Raw genomic sequence first — 21,717 nt, forward strand, 5'->3', positions numbered from 1 at the left:
CTTTCCCCTTTCGTATTCACTAGTTTCATTGTAAAACAATTGAAATAAGTTTCCTAATATTTCAGAAGAAAGAAACTATTTTTAGAATTTTCTTGCTATAATAAGAAAAAGAAAATGCGGGGGTGGAATGAAATGCTATATGAAAACGGCGTAGATAAACTGCTTAGTTTAAACAGAAATATTTCTGAATTATACCGAGAATTAAATGAAATGACCCGGATTTTAACGGAGTGTAATCGAGAAAGCGTGAAATTTGATCGGTTATATGTAAAAGAGTTACTGTGGAAAAAAGAAGATGTGATAGAGAAGTATGATCAATTACTTGTGCAGCTTTGTATGAATGAATGCTTTGATTTAAAAAGTGTAATTACTGGCGAATATAAGTATACATATGAAGAAGTAGAAAGTATTGTTTTACAATTTAATGAAAAGTATAACGTAGCAATTTTAATTAAAGATATTTGTAAAGAATTACAGTTTACATATGGCATTGATATGGACATATCGAGAGCGGCTCGGGTGCAAACATCTCAAGTATAAAAAGGAAAAAGAAAGCAGATCCTTTGCTTTCTTTTTTTATGTAAGAAAAGGGAGAGTAGGTTTAAAGATGAAGGGGAAGTTACAAAATATTCATCCACTTGGCATGACAATTATAATAGGGACATTATTTGCGAGGTTTGCAACTTCAATGAGTATTCCTTTTTTAGCAATTTATTTAACAACTGTTAAAGACGTTTCAGCTGGAATGACGGGTGCTATTATTGGAACGAGTGCGCTTGTTGGAGTGTTTGCTAGTTTTATTGGGGGCAATTTATCGGATCGATTTGGTCGGAAGATGATTATAATATGGTCCATGATTGTTTGGGTGTTTGTATTTATCGGATTTTCAGTTGCAGATCATGTTTTGAGTTTCTTTTTATTAAACGCTTTGAATGGATTATGTCGTTCTTTTTTTGAACCGACATCAAGAGCGTTATTATCAGATTTAACAAAGCCAGAGTATCGGTTACTCGTCTATAACTTACGATATGGTGCAATAAATGTTGGGGTTGCGATTGGACCAATTGTTGGATTACAGCTCGGAAGTGCAAAATCAACAATTCCTTTTTTAGTAGCCGCTGGAGTTTACATTCTATATACAGCTATATTAGCACTGCAATTTAAGAAATATCCACTTAATAAAAAGAAAATGAATACAGAAAATCCTGTTACAATGCTAAATGCAATTCGTATATTGCGAAAGGATGTAGTATTTTTAGTTGCGTTAGTCGGTATTATTTTGAGTAATAGTGGTTTTTCACATTTAACGACGACAGTATCTCAATATTTTGCTAATGCGCATATATTTCAGGATGGGGTAAAGTTATTCTCATATATGCTAGCTTTAAATGCAATTGTAGTAGTGGTTATTCAATACCCTGTCATTCAAATGTGTAAAAAGTATACACCGTTAGCATCAATTATGGTTGGAACGTTATTTGTGAGTGGGGGATTATTTGGATTTGGACTAGTAGAATCTATGTTAGGAGCAGCTATTTGTACCATTATTTTCACATTTGGAGAAGTTTTAATGTTTTCAATGACAGATGTATTTATTGATGAGATCGCTGATTCCAACCTGAAAGGAACATACTTCGGAGCGATGGGCTTTTCAGGAATTGGAGGAGTAATTGGTCCTTGGTTTGGGGGAGTACTACTCGATTATTACGGGTATCAAAATGGGTTTGTAGTATTTTTAGCGCTAGCCCTATTTTCAACTGTAGCATTTCCTGTACTTTTAGTTACAAAAGGCTTATTGAAAAAAAGGTACGATAGAAATTATAAGATAGAAATACAAGTGAAATAAAATAAGCCCCAGCAACTTGCTGGGGCTTATTTTTGTATTTACGTTAACTCTCAATTTGAAAAAAGAACCTTCTTTTCATGCTTATTGGCAACTTCATTTTTGGAAATATGAATGGCTAAAAATCCATTCTCTAAGCAGGCTAGCATCTTCTTATAAATGATAGTAGTAGGTAAAGAGATTGTTCGCTGTAAAGTAGTATTTTTATGAAGTATGCATATATTTAGGCCTGTCTCCATCTTTTTAATGCGTACATTTTGTTCAGTCACATTTGGTACATCTGTTTCCAAAATGTATTCTTCCTCTGTTTCACAAAGATCGATATGAATTTCATTTGGAAAACTAAAGTTGCTACAAGAATCAGAACAAAATTGATCCATCCATTCTTCGAAACCATCAACATGAAAAAGACAATCCTTCTTTTTCTTGCCCATGTAAGACACCCTCCGTAAAATATCAATTCATATCATGTTATGCATGAATGAAATAGAGGTGAAGAATAAATGGCAAAATATAAACATTTTATGTCGAATATACACAGTATGTGAATATTTTCTTATTACATATCATGATGCGCATGGTTTTTTTGGCGTGAATGGTTACGATTTTTTACTTTATGAGATCCGCTTAATGGTTCAGGTTGTCCTTTTTTTTCTTTCGATTCACGATTGTTTTTTCCCATTGTATGTGACACCTCCTCTTTCTATTTAGAATGAGAGAAGTTTGTAAATTTATACGAGAATGTTTTTAGAAAAAAGGGTAAAGATAAATGGGACTAACTATTATGGAAAGGGGATTGTATAATGCCATATCATAAAGATAAGCAACAAGCTTTTCAAGCAGCGCAGCAAGGGGTTACACAAGCAGAAAATTCATTTAACAATATCGTGAAAAATGATCCGAACTACGGTCATGATTTAAAAGAGTTACGTCAAGAGGTTCAGGAAGCGTATGAACAAATTCAAAATGCACTAGAAGTAGCTTCGGAAACACAACGTCCACAACTTGAGCAATACGAAAATAATCTTCAAAATATTATGCGAAATGTAGATCAACTAGAAAAGTAAAAGAGGTTGTTGCGTATTCGACAACCTTATTACTTTAACGAACGCTATGTTAAAACAGAAGGTTTTTCTATTAGTTTTTTCTTTACTATGTGCAGTACATATATTTCAAGTGGAAAAAGTGGAAGCGAAAATGTTGCTTAGAAAAGAGCTAGAACCAACTGGCTATGTAACGTGGGAAGTACCTAATAGTGAAAAAATTATCGCAATTACATTTGACGATGGACCTGATCCAACTTATACACCACAAATATTAAATTTATTACGTCAATATAAAGCAGAAGCGACTTTTTTTATGATTGGATTCCGTGTGCAGCGTAATCCATATTTAGTAAAGCAAGTGTTAAAAGAGGGGCATGAAATTGGAAATCATACGATGAATCATTTGTATGCGAGTAATTCATCTGATGAAAAATTAGAAAATGATATTTTAGATGGAAAAAAATACTTTAAAAAATGGGTGAAAGAACCTTTGTTGTTCCGTCCTCCAGGCGGATATATTAACGATGCTGTATTTAAAACAGCTAAAGAAGCTGGTTATCAAACTGTTCTATGGTCGTGGCATCAAGACCCTCGTGATTGGGCGAATCCAGGTACTGAGTCCATTGTAAATCATGTTGTGAAACATGCTAAAAGTGGAGATATTGTACTGTTGCACGATGGAGGAAGTGATCGTAGTCAAACAGTGGCAGCGTTATCGAAAATTTTACCTGAGCTTAAAAAGCAAGGATATCGATTTGTAACGGTTTCGGAGTTATTACGTTATAAACATTAGAAAAAAACCAAAAGGCAGACATACCTTTTGGTTTTTTTGTTACTGATTCTTTTTACGTTTCTTATTATTTTGTCGCTCTGCTGGAGTTAACGCCTCATTTGAAAACTCTTCGTTATAACCAGCACCTTGTCCTTGTGCGGATGCAACATTCATTCCTGAAATAGTATGATTTGCTTTTCGTTTACTCATTTTCTCACCTCTATAATGTCTTTTTATAGATAAAACATGAGCTGTTCATAACATATATGAACGTAAAGTAAAGCGCTGAAAGAGTACTTTACTTTATGGTAATAGTATTCATAAGGAGCATGAACACTATTCAAATTTAGAAATATAAAGAAAACTTATGATAATCCATAAGTTTCTTATTATTTACTTATTTAGAAAGTTGTAATAAGATATTATCGTAAGGTATTGAAAAGTTTGTCTACATTTTATATTCAGACAACTTAGTCACGTTTAACAGGGGGGAAACATAATGGTCAAACATAATCCATTTCAATCACGCGCAACTTTCGAAGTAGATGGAAAAACGTATCATTATTATCAATTGAAAGCGCTTGAAAACGCAGGGGTTGGCAACGTATCTCAATTACCATATTCCGTGAAAGTTTTACTTGAATCTGTACTGCGTCAAGTAGACGGACGCGTAATTACAGAAGAACATGTTACAAATTTAGCGAAATGGGGAACGAAAGATGTTCAAGATATCGATGTTCCATTTAAACCATCTCGTGTAATTTTACAAGACTTCACAGGTGTTCCAGCTGTTGTAGATTTGGCTTCGCTTCGTAAAGCAATGGCAGACATGGGCGGAGATCCTGATAAAATTAATCCAGAAATTACAGTAGACCTTGTAATTGATCACTCTGTACAGGTTGATAGAGCGGGTACGGCAGATGCGCTTGCATTCAACATGGACTTAGAGTTTAAACGTAATGAAGAACGTTATAAATTTTTAAGTTGGGCACAAAAATCATTTGATAACTATCGTGCAGTTCCACCAGCAACAGGTATCGTACACCAAGTAAACCTTGAATATTTAGCACCAGTTGTTCACGCGGTGAAAAATGCTGAAGGCGATTTAGTTGCATACCCAGATTCATTAGTTGGAACAGACTCACATACAACGATGATTAACGGTATCGGCGTTCTTGGATGGGGCGTTGGTGGTATTGAAGCAGAAGCAGGAATGCTTGGACAGCCTTCATACTTCCCAGTACCTGAAGTAATCGGTGTGAAATTAACTGGTACACTTCCAAGTGGTACTACAGCAACTGACGTTGCATTAAAAGTAACACAAGTATTACGTCAAAAAGGTGTAGTTGGTAAATTCGTTGAGTTCTTCGGTGATGGACTAAAGAGCATGCCTTTAGCTGACCGTGCAACAATTTCAAACATGGCACCAGAATACGGTGCAACTTGTGGATTCTTCCCAATTGACGATATTTCATTAGAATACTTACGTTTAACAGGTAGAGATGAAGAACAAATTCGCGTTGTTGAAGAATATTGTAAAGCGAACGGCTTATTCTATACAGCAGGCAGCAAAGATCCAATTTACACTGATCTTGTTGAAATTGATTTAAATACAATTGAATCTAACCTTTCTGGACCGAAACGCCCACAAGATTTAATTCCACTTTCAGATATGAAAGATGCGTTCCACAAAGCTGTTGTAGCACCAGTTGGAACACAAGGACTTGGATTTAATGCGCAAGAGTTCGATAAAGAAGTGAAGGTTACATTAGAAGATAAAGAAGTAACGATGAAAACAGGTGCAATTGCAATCGCTGCAATTACAAGCTGTACAAATACATCAAACCCATACGTATTAATTGGGGCAGGTCTAGTTGCGAAGAAAGCAATTGAAAAAGGGCTTGTAGTACCTGAGTACGTAAAAACATCATTAGCACCAGGATCTAAAGTTGTTACTGAGTACTTAGATAAATCAGGTTTAACAACATATTTAGATCAATTAGGTTTCCAAACAGTTGGTTACGGCTGTACGACTTGTATCGGTAACTCTGGTCCACTAGCAGAGGAATTAGAAGAAGCAATCGCAGCAAACGATTTATTAGTAACATCTGTTTTATCTGGTAACCGTAACTTTGAAGGTCGTATTCACCCGCTTGTAAAAGCAAACTATTTAGCATCACCACCACTTGTTGTGGCATATGCACTTGCAGGTACTGTTGATATTGACCTGAAAAATGATGAAATTGGTAAAGATGCAAATGGCAATGCTGTTTACTTCAAGGATATTTGGCCATCAGCTAAAGAAATTGAAGATGTAGTTCAAAGTGTTGTTACATCTGAATTGTTCAAAAAAGAATATGCACAAGTATTTAACAGCAATGAGCGTTGGAATGAAATCCAAACTTCAAATGAAGCTTTATATACTTGGGATAATGATTCAACATACATTCAAAACCCACCATTCTTTGAAGGATTATCTAAAGAACCAGGTGAAGTTGAAACATTATCAGGTTTACGCATTGTTGGTAAATTTGGAGATTCTGTAACGACAGACCATATTTCACCAGCAGGTTCAATTGGTAAGCACACACCAGCTGGACGCTACTTATTAGAAAACGGCGTACAACCAGTTGACTTTAACTCTTATGGTTCTCGTCGTGGTAACCATGAAGTTATGATGCGTGGTACATTCGCGAACATCCGTATTAAAAACCAAATCGCACCAGGAACAGAAGGCGGATATACAACATATTGGCCAACTGGGGAAGTAACATCTATCTATGATGCTGCTATGAAATATAAAGAAGATGGCACAGGCCTTCTAGTTGTTGCTGGTAAAGATTACGGTATGGGAAGTTCTCGTGACTGGGCTGCGAAAGGTACAAACTTATTAGGTATTAAAGCAGTAATCGCAGAAAGCTTCGAGCGTATTCACCGTAGTAACTTAGTATTAATGGGTGTGTTACCACTTCAATTTAAAGATGGCGAAAGCGCTGAAACGTTAGGTCTTGTTGGTAACGAGTCATTTGAAATTCAAATTGACAAAACAGTTAGACCACGCGATCTTGTAAAAGTAGTTGCAACTGATGTAGATGGCAACGAAAAACAATTTGAAGTAGTAGCTCGTTTCGATAGTGAAGTTGAAATTGACTACTACCGTCACGGTGGTATCTTACAAATGGTTCTTCGTGAGAAAATTGAAGAATCTAAAGTGTCGAACTAAATAATTGAAATGAACGAGAAGGAAGCTAACAACTGTTAGCTTCCTTATTTTATGGAAAGGGATGAAACCATTTGGTTTCATCCCTTTCTTTTTACTATAAAAAATGGAGGAAACGTCATGAAAGAATATAAAAGAATATTGTTACCGTTACAGAAAGAAAAATTATTAGTAATAGCAGCTGTATGTAGTGGATGCTTTGCTGCTATTTTAAACTTATCCCGTCCACTATTCATGGGGCTAATTGTAGATAACCTGATTCAGCGGGAGTTAAAAGCTACGTATGTATATATTGCATTGTTTGCGGGGAGCCGCTTGTTGATGTGGGTGAACAATCTTTCATTTGATTATGTAAGCTCAAAAGCGAGTCAACGAATATTGCGAAAGAAGCGTATAGATGTATTGCGTCATTTTTTCTTATTACCATTTGAAGAGAGTGAGAAGATTAAGCAAGGAGAGTTAGAGACGCTAGTTGTGTCTGATATTCCGAATTGGGTCAGATTATATGGTTCTATATTAATAGAATATATACACGCCATTGCGCAATTTATAGGTGCGTTCATAGCACTACAACATATAGATATGAAGTTTATATTGTGGGTAACTCCGTTTTTATTTTTTAGTGCAATGGTTCCAATGCTTTTGGGGAAAAAGGTAAGAAATATCGCAAGCATTGCTCAAAACAATCAATCAAGTGTTGTAGAGATGGTGTCGCAGTTTGTAAAAGGCGTACAAGATTTACGTAGTTTGCAAAAAGAAAAGTGGGCCATTCGCTTATTTAAAGGAGTAACAGCACAATCCTATAAAACAGAAGTAAAGAAGACGATGATGCAACACTGTATTGGAGTAGTTGGAACAGTGATTGAAACAGGGGCATATATCGTTGTTCTCATTATAGGCGCGCAGAAAATAATGAAGGGGGAAATGGAAGTTGGTGCACTTGTTGCCGTGTTAGCTACAATTGAAATGCTCTTTTTTCCAGTTCGTTACGTTGGCGATTTATTAATGATGACACAAGTTGCAGCTGCTTCGGCAAATAGAGTTTTTTCTTTTTTAGATAAACGAGGGGCAGATAGTAAGGTAGAAAGAGCGATGGGGATGACGATAACAAATGTTTCATTTCAGGAAAGTGATGGAGAGAAATGCAGAATTCATAATATTGATTTGCAAATTCACCCTGGTGAACTCGTTATTATTGTAGGAGAAAGTGGCGCAGGAAAAACAACGCTTTTAAAATTAATGACAGGGTTGTATAAACCATCTAATGGTAACATTGTTTATTATGGTGATGAGGCTCGTATGACTACAGTGTGGCAAGAACCTCGTTTTTTTCGGACGACAGTAAAAGAGAATATGTATTTCGGTGAAGAGTATATAGAACACCAGTTAGAAAAAAATATTGAACTTGTAAATGGAACATCAATTATTAGGGACTTACCTGAAGGGATTCAAAATGTACTACATAAAAGCGGTGTAGAATTTTCTGGAGGGGAAAGAAAACGTCTTGCATTATTACGTGCCATTGTTTCAACTCCTAATCTTATTATTTTAGATGAACCAACTGCGGGATTAGATCCGAGCAACCAAGAAACTGTTTGGAATATGATAGAAGGATTAGGAAGAGAGGTCACGAGAATTGTGGCAACACATGATGTAGAGAAAGCGATATTAGCAGATCGTGTTGTCATAATGAAAGAAGGACGTATTGTTGCATGTGGAAGTCCTGAAAAATTAATAAATAGTCATTCGTTTTTACAAAGATATGAATAAAGATAAGAGCAATGCCCTTATCTTTATTCAGCGTCATTTATTTGATACTCGATAGATTCGGAGTGATTTAGATCAACGTTAAAAGTAGCAGTCATAAGGAAAGTTGTAATTCCAAGGATTACGAAAAGGACGAATGAGACTAGAGAGATGTAGAGACAAATACGCCCTACTTTCTTTTTTTTAAGATCTTTACTAAAGAGTGAAATGATCCATGTAATAATGCCGATTGGGTATAAAAGAAAACTAAGAATATATAATGTTATTTTTTCGAATGAATTCATAAACAATCCCCCTTTTGTTGAAGGTTATATAACTACGAGAGTAAATAGGTAAGTGGGTCAATAAGAAGATAAAATACCTCATCTGTTTTTCTAATTATATGATAAAAAGGAAAAAAACTCACTTTAAATGAGAATATTCTAATTATTTTGACTGTGAATATTTCCAAGCTCGTCCGTATAAGCTAAAATAAGGTATATAGTATTTTGATGAATTTGTTAAAAGTACATAAACACGTTAGGGTGATATAAAATGTGGCGGAAGCTTACGATTATTGTAGTGTTACTTTGTTTAGCGGGATATGCAGCTTATGAACAGTTCGGTAATAAAGATCAGGCGGTACAAGGGAAGCAAGAAAAAAGTGAAGCTGCTATGAAAGAGATGATTGCAAGTAATGGTATTGAAGTAGGAAAGAGTGCACCAAACTTTGAATTAACTAAGTTAGATGGAACGAATGTAAAGCTAGCGGATTTAAAAGGAAAGAAAGTTATTTTAAATTTTTGGGCAACGTGGTGTGGACCTTGTCAGCAAGAAATGCCTGATATGGAGGCTTTCTATAAAGAGCATAAAGAAAACGTAGAAATTTTAGCAATAAATTATACGCCTTCAGAAAAAGGTGGGGGAGAAGAAAAAGTAAGCAATTTTGCTAAGGAAAAAGGGATTACTTTTCCTATTTTATTGGACAAGAACATTGATGTGACAACAGCTTATAAAGTAATTACGATCCCAACTTCGTATTTTATAGATACGAAAGGCGTCATTCAGGATAAGTTCATTGGACCGATGACGCAAAAAGAGATGGAAAAACGAATTGCTAAATTAAAATAACGGTGAAAAGGTAGAGGTGGAGAGTTCCCATTTCTGCCTTTTCTTTTTCAAGTAGTAATAACTTCATGATATGATGTAAGAAATATAAACGTTTAGAGATAAAGGAGTGTATGGAGTGGGGAATGTATCCTTACCGTTAGATTATGTTGTAATTGATTTTGAAACAACAGGATTTAACCCTTATAATGATAAAATTATTCAAGTTGCAGCTGTGAAATATCGTAATCATGAACTGGTAGATCAATTTGTTTCATACGTGAATCCAGAGCGTCCGATTCCGAGCCGAATTACGAGTTTAACAGGTATTACAAATTATCGTGTTTCAGATGCACCCACGATTGAAGAAGTTTTACCTTTATTTTTAGCATTTTTACATACAAATGTTATTGTGGCTCATAATGCTTCTTTTGACATGCGCTTTTTGAAAAGTAATGTAAATATGCTTGGGTTTCCTGAACCTAAAAATAAGGTAATTGACACTGTGTTTTTAGCAAAAAAATATATGAAGCACGCACCTAATCATAAACTTGAGACGTTAAAGCGAATGCTTGGAATTCGTCTAAGCTCTCATAATGCATTTGACGACTGTATTACGTGTGCAGCTGTTTATCAAAAATGTACATCTATTGAAGAAAAAGGGAAACGAAAAGTAAATAAGGCTGTGCTTGATGAAACTGCGGTATACGAAGCGGTGAAAGAAATACTTGTCCGCAATAAACGCAATGTAGAATGGCTGCGTTGTATGAACGTAGGAAGTTATTTAGATATAAAAGCTTTTTATCCAGTTATGAGATTAAAAGTAAAAGGACGAAAGAAATACGTATTAACAGAAATAGTAGAAGATGATATGAAAGAAATATGTACGAGCTTAATATGTGAACCAGCTCTAAAAAGTGAAGTTGGTAATACAAGAGTTATGCTTAATAGCTTAGCGGATGTCTTGAAATTAGAAAGTTATATTTTAGAACAGTATGATTTTGTATTACAAGCACTTGATACGTATAGAGAAAATGAAACGAATGCAGATGAGAAGCTCAAAGAGTATTTAAATGTTATGGTATAAAAAACGCTATGTACAAATTATTGTACATAGCGTTTTTTATAGGAGTACTAAAACATAAAATTTTCTTGCAAATCTGATTAAAGAGTTTTTTGTTTGCTCATACTATGTAGTAAGAATGAGAAAGAGAGAGGGTGAACAGCATGAGAAGAAGTCGCCGCAAATCGTTTGAAGAACTTGTAAATGAAAATAAACAACAATTATTAAGCGATCGTGATGCAATTGATCGCATTGAAGAGCGTATTGAGAAACGTTATGAAATGAAACTTTTTAAGCAAGCTGAATAATTCTTAACACTAGTACGATACTAGTGTTAAGGAGGCGATAGTAATGGGTAATCCGAAAAAGAATTCAAAAGATTTTGCACCGAATCATATTGGAACGCAATCGAAAAAAGCTGGTGGCAATAAAGGAAAACAAATGCAAGACCAAACTGGTAAACAACCGATTGTTGATAACGGTTAAAAGGAGAATGTTATCATTCTTCTTTTTTATGAGGGAATGAAAGACGTTTTGTAACAGTAATATGAAAAAAGGGCTGACAAAAGTCAGCCCTTTTTTGTAATCGTAAAGTTTTCAACGAGTAAACGCCAATTTTGCGGGAATGGTAAACCAATCTTCCAATAACTAATACCACCGATGCCCTGTTCTTTCATTAAATTAAATTTACTTTGTACGGACCGTGAATCTTCAAACCAAACTTCGTGTTGTACGCCGTTTTCGTCAAAGTAATTGAAATGAGGAGCTTGAGCCGTGAAATCATAGCGGATAGGAACATTATATTTACGAGCTAGTGCAACAGCTGCAACAGAGCTGATTGCTTTTGCGGGTGGATTTCCTTGTTTGAACGGAAGTTTCCAATCGAAACCGTATAAATTTTGCCCCATCATAATTTTTTGTGGTGGCATTTGAGATTTCGCATATTGAAGTACTTCTTTCACAGGACCAATAGGAGAAATCGCCATCGGTGGCCCGCCTTGCCAACCCCAGTCGTATGTCATAATGACGACGAAATCAACAATTTGTCCTTGTGCTTTATAATCGTGAGCCTCAAAAAATTTCCCTTTTTGATTGGAACTTGTTTTCGGTACAAGCGTTGTACTTAATGTGTACCCGCTAGGTAAGCGTGTTTTCACATTTCGTAAAAAGCGATTGTATGCCTCGCGGTCTTCGGGTGCCACACTCTCGAAATCGAAATGAATGTCTCGCATGCCATATTTTTCAGCTGTTTGCAAAATGTTAGTAATAAACTTGTTTTGGATTGTTGCATCGCGTAAAATAACCGATGTCAGATCGGCACTGAAATTTCCATTTTCAATATTTGTAATAACGAGCATAGGGATGGTTTTACCTTGCGTTGCAATATTAGCGATTTTCGCTGTTTCCGTTGGTTCTTTTAAAGTGCCGTCTCTTTTTGCTTCAAAGCTGAAGTAGGCTAAATATGTTAAAAATGGATTAATAGCACGTGTAGCATTTACTAAACTTTCTTTTATCGGTATTGTTGAAGGTTGTAAATAAGCGATGGATTCTACTGCTCGTTTTGTACCTTTTGGTATATATAATTGTTGTCCGACATGGAGAATAGATTTTAATGAAAGATTATTAACTTTAGCTAAGCTAGCGAGAGGAACGTTATACGTTTGAGAAATTCGATATAAGCTGTCACCAGGCTGTACATAATAATTATTTCCTTTTGTATTAACGATAAGTGCCTGACCAACAACGAGTGTTTCAGCAGGATTTAGTCCATTGTCTTTTACAATTTCTTCAGGTGTAGATCCGTACTTTGATGCTAAACCATAAACACTATCACCGCTACGAACAGTTACAATTTGGATCATGTGTTTGCCCCTTTCGGTAAAAGATTCACTGTTTTTATTTTATTTTTGATTCCACTGTATTATGATTAAATGTATGCAAGGTAGCAGAAGTGAAAGAAGGCGAATAGAAATGTTTGTAGCAGAATATGAAGTTGAAATCCGCTATGCGGAAACAGACCAGATGGGTGTTGTTTACCATTCAAACTATTTAGTGTGGCTGGAACTTGGGCGCACGAAACTTATACAAGAATTAGGATTTTCATATGTTGAAATGGAGAAAGAGGGAATTATTTCTCCTGTATTAGATTTGCAAATTTCATATCGTAAAGCGATGCGTTACGGAGAAAAAGCAATTGTGAAAACGTGGATTGATACTGTGAGCCCGCTTCGTGTTGTATATGGTTATGAAATATATAACGGTGATGGTGAGCTTTGCATTACTGCAAGTACGACGAATATTTGTGCGAAAAAAGAAGGGTTCCGCCCTGTATCATTTAAAAAATTATATCCTGAGTGGTATGCGAAATATGAGGAAATTAAAAAGAAATAAAAAAAGCGTGGCAGAAGCCACGCTTTTTTTATTTCTCATAATTAAATTGAGGGAAATCATCACCGTCGTTAAGTGTAACAGATAAATTATGTCCATCGAAGAACCACTCATCATCGCCTTCAATAAAGAAGTTAATACCTTCTTCTTGAGTTTGAACAGCAGGATGTGCAGGGTCATCTTTACGAATACCTAAAGAAAGTCCTTTTTGCACAGTACTGCAACCGCCGTATTGTACGAAAAGGCGTAGTGTTTCACCTGATTGTAAGTTTAATTCGTTTTTATACCATTGTGCTGCTTCTTTTGTTACGGAAAGATTCATGTATAGTTCCTCCAAATTATGTTGCTTTTTCTTTAGTATAAAAAATAACGCAAAAAGACGCTATTAATATGCTTCACGTTTTCTTTTTGCGTTATGTGGGTTACAACCTTATTTTTGCTTTTTTGAGAAGTTTGCTTTCGGTTCAGTTTTATTTATAATTCGTCCGATATTTGCACGGTGTTTATAAATAACCATACCTGCTAATAAACACATCGCAATAATGAAGATTTTATCCCCGCTAACAATGGATGCAATAACAGCAACGACAGCTGTTACCATAGAAGAAAGTGATACGTATCTTGTTGTAAATAAAAGGGTGAAAAATACAACAGCTAATATTGCAAAAACAACTGGTGAGTAGCATAATAGCACCCCGGCAGAAGTTGCAACTGCTTTACCACCACGGAATTTTGCAAAAATCGGATATACATGTCCAAGAACAGCTGCTAATCCGAACCATAGTGGGTGAATATCTAATCCGAAAATTATCGGTAGACCTGTTGCTAATGTCCCTTTTAAAATGTCAGCAATTGTAACGGTAAAACCTGCTTTTTTCCCTAATGTGCGGAATGTATTTGTTCCGCCTAAATTACCGCTTCCGTGCTCACGAATGTCGATTCCATAGCCGATTTTTCCAACGACTAATGCAAATGGAATCGAGCCAAGTAAGTAGGCAACGATAAATAAAAGATATGTAGTAACCATAAGTTCAGTCTCCTTTATTCAAATGTGTTGATAAAGGGTAAAAAGAGTTTTTCCCGTTTATTGTACCATACATTTGTAAAGAGCACATTTCTTTTTTGTAAATGAAAAATTCATTATTTCGTGAAAAAAAATTCACAGGAATGTTACATTTCTCACAGAAACAACAAGACTATATGTTGTAACATTTTAATCAAAAGATAACAACATATTGATGGAGGGTTATAAATGTTACAACGAAATACACGTGGAGAAGAATTAATGAAAGTGTTTGGGACAATTGTCCACGGCAATGAACAAGATTTAATGCAAGAGAATGCAAATGTAGATGGGCGCTCTCCGATGGGAGTAATGGGAACGTTCGCATCTGAGAGTGCAAAATATTATGCAGTTGAAAATTTATTGTCAGACCAAGTGAAAAAAGCGATAAATGAAAATATATTATATCCACATGATTTAGATTTTTATGCGACAGGAACGACGACTTGTTCGCAAATTCCGTTAGCACAAATGCTTGCTAACGGTTTTCATACTGGACATGGACATATGAGACAACCGCAAGACATTAAAAGTGCGTTGGCACTTTCGTCTATTATTTTTCAAGCGAATCAAAATATGCAGCACGGTGGTCAATCGTTTGCACTCTTTGATATTGATTTAGCTCCCTATGTGAGAAAAACCGTACTGAGACATAAAAAGCGACTACAATCATATCCGCTTACGAAAGAACAAATTGAGGAATTCGCATGGAAAGAAACAGAAAGCGATACGTATCAGGCGTGTGAAGCTTTCGTTCATAATTCAAATAGTATGCATAGTAGGGGCGGGGGACAAGTACCGTTTATTTCTATTAATTACGGAACAGACACATCGAGAGAGGGAAGGCTTTTAATTAAACAACTGTTAAAAGCAACGCAAGCTGGACTTGGAAAAGGAGAAACACCGATTTTCCCTATTCAAATTTTTAAAATGAAAAAAGGTGTAAACTTTGAAGAATGTGATCCGAACTATGATTTGTTTGAATTAGCACTAGAGACGACAGCAGAGCGATTATTCCCTAATTTTTCATTTTTAGATGCGTCGTTTAATGCAGTGCACTATGATGGACGACCTGAAAGTGAAGTATGTTACATGGGATGTCGCACTCGTGTTATGTCTAATATACATGGAGAAGAAACGGCAATAGGAAGAGGTAATTTGTCGTTTACTTCTATTAATTTAGTGAAATTAGGGCTAATTAGTGGATCGAAAGAAGCGTTTTTTGAAGCGCTAAATTATTACTTGGATTTAGGAATTAAGCAATTATTAGAGAGATTCGCGTATCAATGTACGAAGCGAGCGAGAGATTTTCGATTTTTATATTCACAAGGTGTATGGCGTGGCGGAGAAACATTACAGCCTGAAGATTCTGTAGCACCTATTTTAAAGCAAGGGACGTTAAGTATTGGTTTTATCGGTCTTGCGGAATGTTTAGTAGCTTTAACAGGAAAGCATCATGGGGAAGATGAAGAGTCATGGAAACTTGGATATGAAATTATTTCCTTTATGAGGGAGAGAATGGATAAGGCGACGGAAGAACATCAACTGAATTTCTCAATAATTGCAACTCCTGCAGAAGGTTTATCAGGGAAGTTTGTGAAAAAAGATAGAGAGGAATTTGGTGAGATTAGCGGTATAACGAACCATAATTACTATACGAATTCATTCCATATTCCAGTTTATTATAACATTCAAGCGATAAATAAAATCCGTTTAGAAGGACCTTTTCATGCTCTATGTAATGGGGGGCATATTACGTATATTGAATTAGACGGAGCAGCGATGCATAATCAAAAGGCGTTAAAACAAATTGTACAAGCGATGGCAGAGCATGGCGTTGGGTACGGTTCAATTAATCATCCTGTTGATCGTTGTACATGCTGCAGCTATCACGGAGTTATTGGAAATGAATGTCCAAGCTGCGGAAATGAAGACGAGACCAATATAGAAAGAATTCGCCGTATAACTGGCTATCTTGTGGGAGATATGTCGAAGTGGAATAGTGCGAAACGTAGCGAAGAGATGGATCGGGTGAAGCATAAATGAAAGTGATGAATATCATTCATGATAGTGTAGTAGATGGAGAAGGGTTGCGGACAGTCGTGTTTTTTGCGGGCTGTCCGCATCGTTGTTTCGGGTGTCATAACCCGAAATCTTGGAATATTTGCAATGGAACTGAAATGACGGTAGAAGAAGTTGTGAAAGAGATTGCAAGTAATCCATTAACTGATGTAACATTTTCAGGTGGAGATCCGTTTTTTCAAGCTGTTGAAGTGAAAAAAGTAGCAAAAGCCGTGAAAGATTTGAAAAAAAATCTATGGATGTATACAGGTTATACGTTAGAAGAGATACAGAGTTCTCAAAATAATGATATGATAGAGTTGTTACACTATGGGGATGTTTTAGTCGATGGAAGATTTGAAATCGAGAAAAGAGATTTAACACTTCCATTTCGCGGAAGCTCCAATCAACGTATTATTCGATTGAAAGAGTAAAAAGGCGGGATAGATTATATGAATAAAACAGTATTACTTGTTGAAGACGAAAGAAGATTACGTGAAATTGTTAGTGATTATTTTCGTAATGAAGGCTTTGAAGTAATCGAAGCAGAAGATGGAAAAAAAGCGCTAGAGTTATTTGCAGAGCATGAAATTGATTTAATTATGTTAGATATTATGTTACCAGAAATAGATGGATGGTCTGTTTGTAGACGAATTAGAAAAGAATCAGCAGTACCAATTATTATGCTAACAGCACGTTCGGATGAGGATGATACATTGCTAGGTTTCGAATTAGGTGCAGACGAGTATGTAACGAAACCATTTAGCCCGAAAGTGTTAGTAGCTCGCGCGAAGACGTTATTGAAACGTGCGGATGGTGCGGTAGGAGTAGCGGAAGAAAATGCTATGTCTTTAGCTGGAATAGAAGTGAATCGTCTATCTAGAACTGTTTTAGTAGATGGAGAAGAAATTATATTGACGCATAAAGAATTTGAACTTCTTGTTTATTTAATGGAGAACAAAGGAATTGTGTTGTCACGTCAACATTTATTAGATCAGTTATGGGGATATGATTACTACGGTGATGACCGAACGGTTGATACGCATATTAAAAAATTGCGAAATAAGCTAGGAGATAAAGCGAAGCATATCGGTACTGTTATTCGAGTTGGTTATAAATTCGAAGAATAATCTGGAATGAATTGTGCACTTTAGCCCGGGAATTTAGCAATTTTATATCCTCTTTTTGAAGGTAGAATGTTCAAAAAATAATTTTCTTGTCTACAATGGTAGATAGGAGTATTTTTTTAATTGGATTTCACGATGAGTTCACAAGAAGGACACAAAACGTGACTATACTGAAAATACGAATTCACCAGAGAGGGGAAATAAAAAATGGGATATTACGACGGACCAAATTTGAATGAAGAGCATAGTGAAACGAGAGAAGTGAAAAAATCAGGAAGTAAAAAAGGTTATTTCTTCACAGGTTTAGTGGGAGCTGTAGTCGGGGCGGTTTCGATTAGTTTTGCAGCACCTTATATGCCATGGGTGCAAAATAATGGAGCGGCAGTTTCATCATTCAATTCTAATAAACAAGTAGAAGGTACTGTAGTTCCTGTTGTCAATAAATCGAAAAACGAAACTGATTTGCCAGGTATGGTTGAAGGTGCGAAAGATGTTGTTGTAGGTGTTATTAATATGCAACAAAGTGTCGATCCATTTGCAATGCAACCGACAGGTCAAGAACAACAAGCTGGTTCAGGATCAGGTGTTATTTATAAAAAAGCAGGAAATAAAGCATATATCGTAACGAACAACCACGTAGTAGATGGAGCGAATAAACTTGCTGTGAAACTAAGTGATGGAAAGCAAGTTGATGCAAAACTAGTTGGTAAGGATCCTTGGTTAGACTTAGCTGTTGTTGAAATTGACGGATCTAATGTAAATAAAGTTGCAAGTCTAGGTGACTCCAGTAAACTTCGTGCTGGTGAAAAAGCGATTGCAATCGGAAACCCACTTGGATTTGATGGCAGTGTAACGGAAGGTATAATCAGTAGTAAAGAACGCGAAATTCCAGTTGATATTGATGGGGACAAACGCCCAGATTGGCAAGCACAAGTTATTCAAACAGATGCAGCGATTAACCCTGGTAATAGTGGTGGTGCATTATTTAACCAAAACGGTGAAGTAATCGGTATTAACTCGAGTAAAATTGCGCAGCAAGAAGTTGAAGGAATCGGATTTGCAATTCCGATTAATATTGCAAAACCAGTCATCGAATCGCTTGAAAAAGATGGAGTAGTGAAACGTCCAGCGCTTGGAGTAGGTGTCGTTTCATTAGAAGATGTGCAAACTTATGCAGTAAATCAGCTGAAAGTGCCAAAAGAAGTAACAAATGGCGTTGTATTAGGTAAAATCTATCCAATATCACCGGCAGAAAAGGCAGGTTTAGAGCAATATGATCTTGTAGTAGCATTAGATAATCAAAAGGTAGAGAATGCTCTTCAATTCCGTAAATATTTATATGAAAAGAAAAAAGTTGGCGAGAAAGTAGAAGTTACATTCTATCGCAATGGTCAAAAAATGACGAAATCAGCTACGTTAGCAGATAATTCAGCTACTAAGAATCAATAATCGGAATAAAAGAAAGTCTCTTTCATGTTGAAAGAGACTTTCTTTATCGGATATACTAAAGGAATAGGAGGGACTAATTATGAAAATTGAAAACCCAACTCGTACGGAAATTGGTGAAGTATTGAAGAAAAGTAAAACGATTGCGGTTGTTGGATTATCAGATAAACCAGAACGTACATCGTATATGGTTTCAAAAGCGATGCAAGATGCAGGGTACCGCATTATACCGGTAAATCCAACAGTTGATGAAGTACTTGGAGAAAAGGCAGTTCCTTCACTGGCGGATATTAAAGAACATGTTGATATCGTAAACGTATTCCGCCGTTCAGAATTTTTAATGGGTGTTGCGAAAGAGTTTGTAGAGATTGATGCAGATGTTTTTTGGGCACAACTAGGAGTACAAGATGAAGATACATATAAACTTTTAAAAGAAAAAGACTATACTGTAATAATGGACCGTTGTATTAAAGTAGAACATGCGATGACAAAATAGTATAGATTTTAAAGATAGAAAGATTGATTCAGCCCTCGTTATAGATAAGTAGGGCCGATGAACGAGGTGTTCATCATGAGATTTTTTAAAGGCTGTTTTTGGGGATTGTTACTTGTTATCCCGTTTTGGATATTGATCATTTGGATCATGATAAAGGTTTGGAATGTGTAATCTTGGAATACATATCCATTTCTCGTTGACAAACGATTATTTTTCTGAAATAGTAGCCTAGAGGAATCCTTGTGAAAAAACAAGGATTTTTCTATTGAAAATGGTATATAAAAGAGTTAAGATAACTTGCCAAAACTATAGTCGAGGCGTTATTCTATAATAGAAACATATGTTCTGATTTGATTAGGAAAGGGGCAAGGAGTTTGGCGAAGCATCAGTTCCAATACAATGAAGATGCAATTCAAGTGTTAGAAGGACTTGAAGCCGTTCGAAAACGCCCGGGTATGTATATCGGGAGTACGGATAGCCGTGGATTGCATCATTTAGTATATGAAATAGTAGATAACTCCGTTGACGAAGCGTTAGCGGGATTTGGCGACGAAATTTCTGTCGTAATACATAAAGATAATAGTATTAGCGTTATTGATAAAGGGCGAGGAATGCCTACGGGAATGCATAAACTTGGGAAACCTACGCCTGAAGTTATTTTAACTGTACTTCATGCAGGTGGTAAGTTTGGTCAAGGTGGCTATAAAACGAGTGGTGGTTTACATGGTGTTGGGGCATCAGTTGTAAACGCCTTGTCAGAATGGTTAGTAGTAACAATTAAACGTGATGGTAACATTTATGAACAACGCTTTGAAAATGGTGGCGTTCCTGCAACGACGTTAGAGAAAATCGGGAAAACAAAAGAGTCTGGTACGACAATGCACTTCAAACCAGATACAACGATTTTCAGTACGACAAATTACAATTATGAAACATTATGTGAGAGATTACGTGAATCTGCATTCTTATTAAAAGGAATGAAAATCTCGATAAAAGACGAACGTAATGATTTAGAAGATATATTTCATTATGAAACAGGAATTGAAGCTTTCGTTTCATACTTAAACGAAGAAAAAGATTCAATTCATCCAGTTGTATATTTCACTGGTGAACAAAACGGGATTGAAGCAGAATTAGCATTCCAGTTTAATGATGGTTACTCAGAAAATATTCTTTCGTTTGTAAACAACGTACGTACAAAAGATGGTGGAACACACGAAGCTGGATTTAAAACAGCGATGACACGTGTGTTTAATGAGTATGCTCGTAAAGTTTCATTATTAAAAGAAAAAGATAAAAATTTAGAAGGTACAGATATTCGTGAAGGTGTAGCGGCTATCGTTTCTGTACGTGTACCAGAAGAAGTACTGCAGTTTGAAGGACAAACGAAAGGGAAACTTGGTACAAGTGAAGCCCGTTCTTCTATTGATGCAATTGTATCAGAGCATTTAGCTTACTTTTTAGAAGAAAACCCGGATGTAGCTACACTTCTTGTGAGAAAGGCAGTTAAAGCAGCGCAAGCACGTGAGGCTGCTCGTAAAGCGAGAGAAGAAGCGCGTAGTGGTAAGAAAAAGAAAAAATCAGAAGGTACTTTAAGCGGGAAGTTAACACCTGCACAATCACGTAACCCTCAAAAAAACGAATTGTATTTAGTAGAGGGTGACTCGGCCGGCGGTTCAGCAAAGCAAGGGCGAGATCGTCGTTTTCAAGCGGTACTACCTTTGCGTGGTAAAGTAATTAACACGGAGAAAGCAAAGCTTGCTGATATTTTTAAGAATGAAGAGATTAATACAATTATTTATGCAATTGGCGGCGGAGTAGGAAATGAATTCGCTGTTGAAGATATTAACTACGATAAAGTTGTTATTATGACCGATGCAGATACGGATGGAGCTCATATTCAAGTATTGTTATTAACTTTCTTCTACAGATATATGAAACCACTTATCGAAGCTGGTAAAGTATTTATTGCACTTCCACCTTTATATAAAGTAAGTAAAGGGAAAGGGAAAAGTGAAGTAATTGAATATGCATGGTCTGATGAAGAATTAGATGGTGTAACGAAAAAGGTCGGTAAAGGTTATATGTTGCAGCGCTATAAAGGACTTGGTGAAATGAATGCAGATCAGTTATGGGAAACGACGATGAACCCTGAAACGCGTACATTAATCCGAGTGAAAATTGATGATGCAGCAAGAGCAGAGCGCCGTGTAACTACATTAATGGGCGATAAAGTAGAACCGCGCCGTAAATGGATTGAGCGTAATGTACAATTTGGTATGCAAGAAGAAGGAAATATTTTAGAAAACGAAATGATTATGGAGACGGAGGTGGAATAA

General features: G+C 36.1%; 24 protein-coding genes. 17 read left to right on the forward strand and 7 right to left on the reverse strand.

Going from position 1 to position 21,717, the window contains the following annotated elements; genetic code table 11:
- Positions 1-132 precede the first annotated feature (132 nt).
- Both ACS2MN_RS26085 and ACS2MN_RS26090 read left to right on the forward strand, forming a co-directional pair.
- Entirely contained in the window at positions 133-540 is a 408-nt protein-coding gene (locus ACS2MN_RS26085; RefSeq protein WP_000965132.1) for a hypothetical protein, read from the forward strand.
- A gap of 67 nt (positions 541-607) precedes the next feature.
- Positions 608-1,846, forward strand: a complete 1,239-nt coding sequence (locus ACS2MN_RS26090) for an MDR family MFS transporter (protein ID WP_000676817.1) — start codon at positions 608-610, stop codon at positions 1,844-1,846.
- Positions 1,847-1,896: 50 nt separating this feature from the next.
- Here ACS2MN_RS26090 and ACS2MN_RS26095 read toward each other — a convergent pair whose 3' ends face one another.
- Together ACS2MN_RS26095 and ACS2MN_RS26100 are read right to left on the reverse strand one after the other, a co-directional pair.
- On the reverse strand, positions 1,897-2,277 hold the full coding sequence (locus tag ACS2MN_RS26095) for an Hsp20 family protein (protein ID WP_000516728.1): 381 nt from the start codon (positions 2,275-2,277) through the stop codon (positions 1,897-1,899).
- A 125-nt stretch (positions 2,278-2,402) separates the two neighbouring features.
- Positions 2,403-2,525, reverse strand: a complete 123-nt coding sequence (locus tag ACS2MN_RS26100) for a small acid-soluble spore protein P (protein WP_000517651.1) — start codon at positions 2,523-2,525, stop codon at positions 2,403-2,405.
- Positions 2,526-2,646: 121 nt separating this feature from the next.
- Here ACS2MN_RS26100 and ACS2MN_RS26105 point away from each other — a divergent pair, with 121 nt between their 5' ends.
- Both ACS2MN_RS26105 and pdaB read left to right on the forward strand, forming a co-directional pair.
- Complete coding sequence (locus tag ACS2MN_RS26105; RefSeq protein WP_001146300.1) at positions 2,647-2,910, forward strand: hypothetical protein; 264 nt, start codon at positions 2,647-2,649, stop codon at positions 2,908-2,910.
- A 46-nt stretch (positions 2,911-2,956) separates the two neighbouring features.
- Entirely contained in the window at positions 2,957-3,682 is a 726-nt protein-coding gene (gene pdaB / locus ACS2MN_RS26110; protein ID WP_002039311.1) for a polysaccharide deacetylase family sporulation protein PdaB, read from the forward strand.
- 39 nt (positions 3,683-3,721) lie between these two features.
- Here pdaB and sspO read toward each other — a convergent pair whose 3' ends face one another.
- On the reverse strand, positions 3,722-3,871 hold the full coding sequence (gene sspO / locus ACS2MN_RS26115) for a small acid-soluble spore protein O (RefSeq protein WP_000044267.1): 150 nt from the start codon (positions 3,869-3,871) through the stop codon (positions 3,722-3,724).
- A 289-nt stretch (positions 3,872-4,160) separates the two neighbouring features.
- Between sspO and acnA the strand changes: the two genes are divergently transcribed.
- A complete protein-coding gene (gene acnA / locus ACS2MN_RS26120) occupies positions 4,161-6,884 on the forward strand; it encodes an aconitate hydratase AcnA (RefSeq protein WP_000238587.1) in 2,724 nt (907 codons plus the stop codon).
- Between the two features lie 117 nt (positions 6,885-7,001).
- On the forward strand, positions 7,002-8,651 hold the full coding sequence (locus ACS2MN_RS26125) for an ABC transporter ATP-binding protein (protein WP_087950600.1): 1,650 nt from the start codon (positions 7,002-7,004) through the stop codon (positions 8,649-8,651).
- A 23-nt stretch (positions 8,652-8,674) separates the two neighbouring features.
- Here ACS2MN_RS26125 and ACS2MN_RS26130 read toward each other — a convergent pair whose 3' ends face one another.
- Positions 8,675-8,932: a hypothetical protein gene (locus ACS2MN_RS26130; RefSeq protein ID WP_001083873.1), complete on the reverse strand. Its 258-nt coding sequence runs from the start codon at positions 8,930-8,932 to the stop codon at positions 8,675-8,677.
- Positions 8,933-9,182: 250 nt separating this feature from the next.
- Between ACS2MN_RS26130 and ACS2MN_RS26135 the strand changes: the two genes are divergently transcribed.
- The 4 genes from ACS2MN_RS26135 to sspN all read left to right on the forward strand — a co-directional run bounded on the left by ACS2MN_RS26135 (position 9,183) and on the right by sspN (position 11,283).
- Positions 9,183-9,758: a TlpA family protein disulfide reductase gene (locus tag ACS2MN_RS26135; protein ID WP_000269079.1), complete on the forward strand. Its 576-nt coding sequence runs from the start codon at positions 9,183-9,185 to the stop codon at positions 9,756-9,758.
- A 115-nt stretch (positions 9,759-9,873) separates the two neighbouring features.
- A complete protein-coding gene (locus tag ACS2MN_RS26140) occupies positions 9,874-10,821 on the forward strand; it encodes a 3'-5' exonuclease (protein WP_098805210.1) in 948 nt (315 codons plus the stop codon).
- Positions 10,822-10,961: 140 nt separating this feature from the next.
- Positions 10,962-11,105 carry an FbpB family small basic protein gene (locus ACS2MN_RS26145; RefSeq protein WP_001254699.1) on the forward strand — a complete coding sequence of 48 codons (144 nt, stop codon included), beginning with the start codon at positions 10,962-10,964 and terminating at the stop codon, positions 11,103-11,105.
- Positions 11,106-11,148: 43 nt separating this feature from the next.
- Entirely contained in the window at positions 11,149-11,283 is a 135-nt protein-coding gene (gene sspN, locus ACS2MN_RS26150; RefSeq protein ID WP_000527987.1) for an acid-soluble spore protein SspN, read from the forward strand.
- Between the two features lie 83 nt (positions 11,284-11,366).
- On the opposite strand, the gene ACS2MN_RS26155 is transcribed toward sspN, so the two are convergent.
- Positions 11,367-12,659: a glycosyl hydrolase family 18 protein gene (locus tag ACS2MN_RS26155; protein ID WP_000614830.1), complete on the reverse strand. Its 1,293-nt coding sequence runs from the start codon at positions 12,657-12,659 to the stop codon at positions 11,367-11,369.
- A 109-nt stretch (positions 12,660-12,768) separates the two neighbouring features.
- On the opposite strand from ACS2MN_RS26155, the gene ACS2MN_RS26160 reads away from it, so the two are divergent.
- Positions 12,769-13,188: an acyl-CoA thioesterase gene (locus tag ACS2MN_RS26160; protein ID WP_000495823.1), complete on the forward strand. Its 420-nt coding sequence runs from the start codon at positions 12,769-12,771 to the stop codon at positions 13,186-13,188.
- Positions 13,189-13,216: 28 nt separating this feature from the next.
- Here the strand turns inward: ACS2MN_RS26160 and ACS2MN_RS26165 are convergent, their stop codons facing one another.
- Together ACS2MN_RS26165 and plsY are read right to left on the reverse strand one after the other, a co-directional pair.
- A complete protein-coding gene (locus ACS2MN_RS26165; RefSeq protein WP_001054451.1) occupies positions 13,217-13,507 on the reverse strand; it encodes a HesB/YadR/YfhF family protein in 291 nt (96 codons plus the stop codon).
- A gap of 108 nt (positions 13,508-13,615) precedes the next feature.
- Positions 13,616-14,212: a glycerol-3-phosphate 1-O-acyltransferase PlsY gene (gene plsY, locus ACS2MN_RS26170; RefSeq protein WP_000258971.1), complete on the reverse strand. Its 597-nt coding sequence runs from the start codon at positions 14,210-14,212 to the stop codon at positions 13,616-13,618.
- 225 nt (positions 14,213-14,437) lie between these two features.
- On the opposite strand from plsY, the gene ACS2MN_RS26175 reads away from it, so the two are divergent.
- The 6 genes from ACS2MN_RS26175 to parE all read left to right on the forward strand — a co-directional run bounded on the left by ACS2MN_RS26175 (position 14,438) and on the right by parE (position 21,717).
- Positions 14,438-16,294 (forward strand): anaerobic ribonucleoside triphosphate reductase, encoded by a 1,857-nt coding sequence (locus tag ACS2MN_RS26175; protein WP_000941745.1) that lies wholly within the window; start codon positions 14,438-14,440, stop codon positions 16,292-16,294.
- Positions 16,291-16,743 carry an anaerobic ribonucleoside-triphosphate reductase activating protein gene (nrdG, locus tag ACS2MN_RS26180; RefSeq protein WP_000867069.1) on the forward strand — a complete coding sequence of 151 codons (453 nt, stop codon included), beginning with the start codon at positions 16,291-16,293 and terminating at the stop codon, positions 16,741-16,743. The genes ACS2MN_RS26175 and nrdG overlap by 4 nt, the downstream gene beginning before the upstream one ends.
- An 18-nt stretch (positions 16,744-16,761) precedes the next feature.
- Positions 16,762-17,439, forward strand: coding sequence for a response regulator transcription factor (locus ACS2MN_RS26185; protein WP_001044679.1), 678 nt, complete (start codon positions 16,762-16,764; stop codon positions 17,437-17,439).
- Between the two features lie 204 nt (positions 17,440-17,643).
- The gene (locus ACS2MN_RS26190; RefSeq protein ID WP_000542629.1) at positions 17,644-18,885 is read left to right on the forward strand and encodes a S1C family serine protease; all 1,242 of its coding nucleotides are present in this window, start codon (positions 17,644-17,646) and stop codon (positions 18,883-18,885) included.
- Between the two features lie 79 nt (positions 18,886-18,964).
- The gene (locus ACS2MN_RS26195) at positions 18,965-19,378 is read left to right on the forward strand and encodes a CoA-binding protein (protein ID WP_000687809.1); all 414 of its coding nucleotides are present in this window, start codon (positions 18,965-18,967) and stop codon (positions 19,376-19,378) included.
- A 374-nt stretch (positions 19,379-19,752) separates the two neighbouring features.
- Positions 19,753-21,717 (forward strand): DNA topoisomerase IV subunit B, encoded by a 1,965-nt coding sequence (gene parE / locus ACS2MN_RS26200; RefSeq protein ID WP_001062195.1) that lies wholly within the window; start codon positions 19,753-19,755, stop codon positions 21,715-21,717.

Origin of the sequence: Bacillus cereus group sp. BceL062, assembly GCF_051780025.1 — a bacterium.
Taxonomy (GTDB): domain Bacteria; phylum Bacillota; class Bacilli; order Bacillales; family Bacillaceae_G; genus Bacillus_A; species Bacillus_A toyonensis.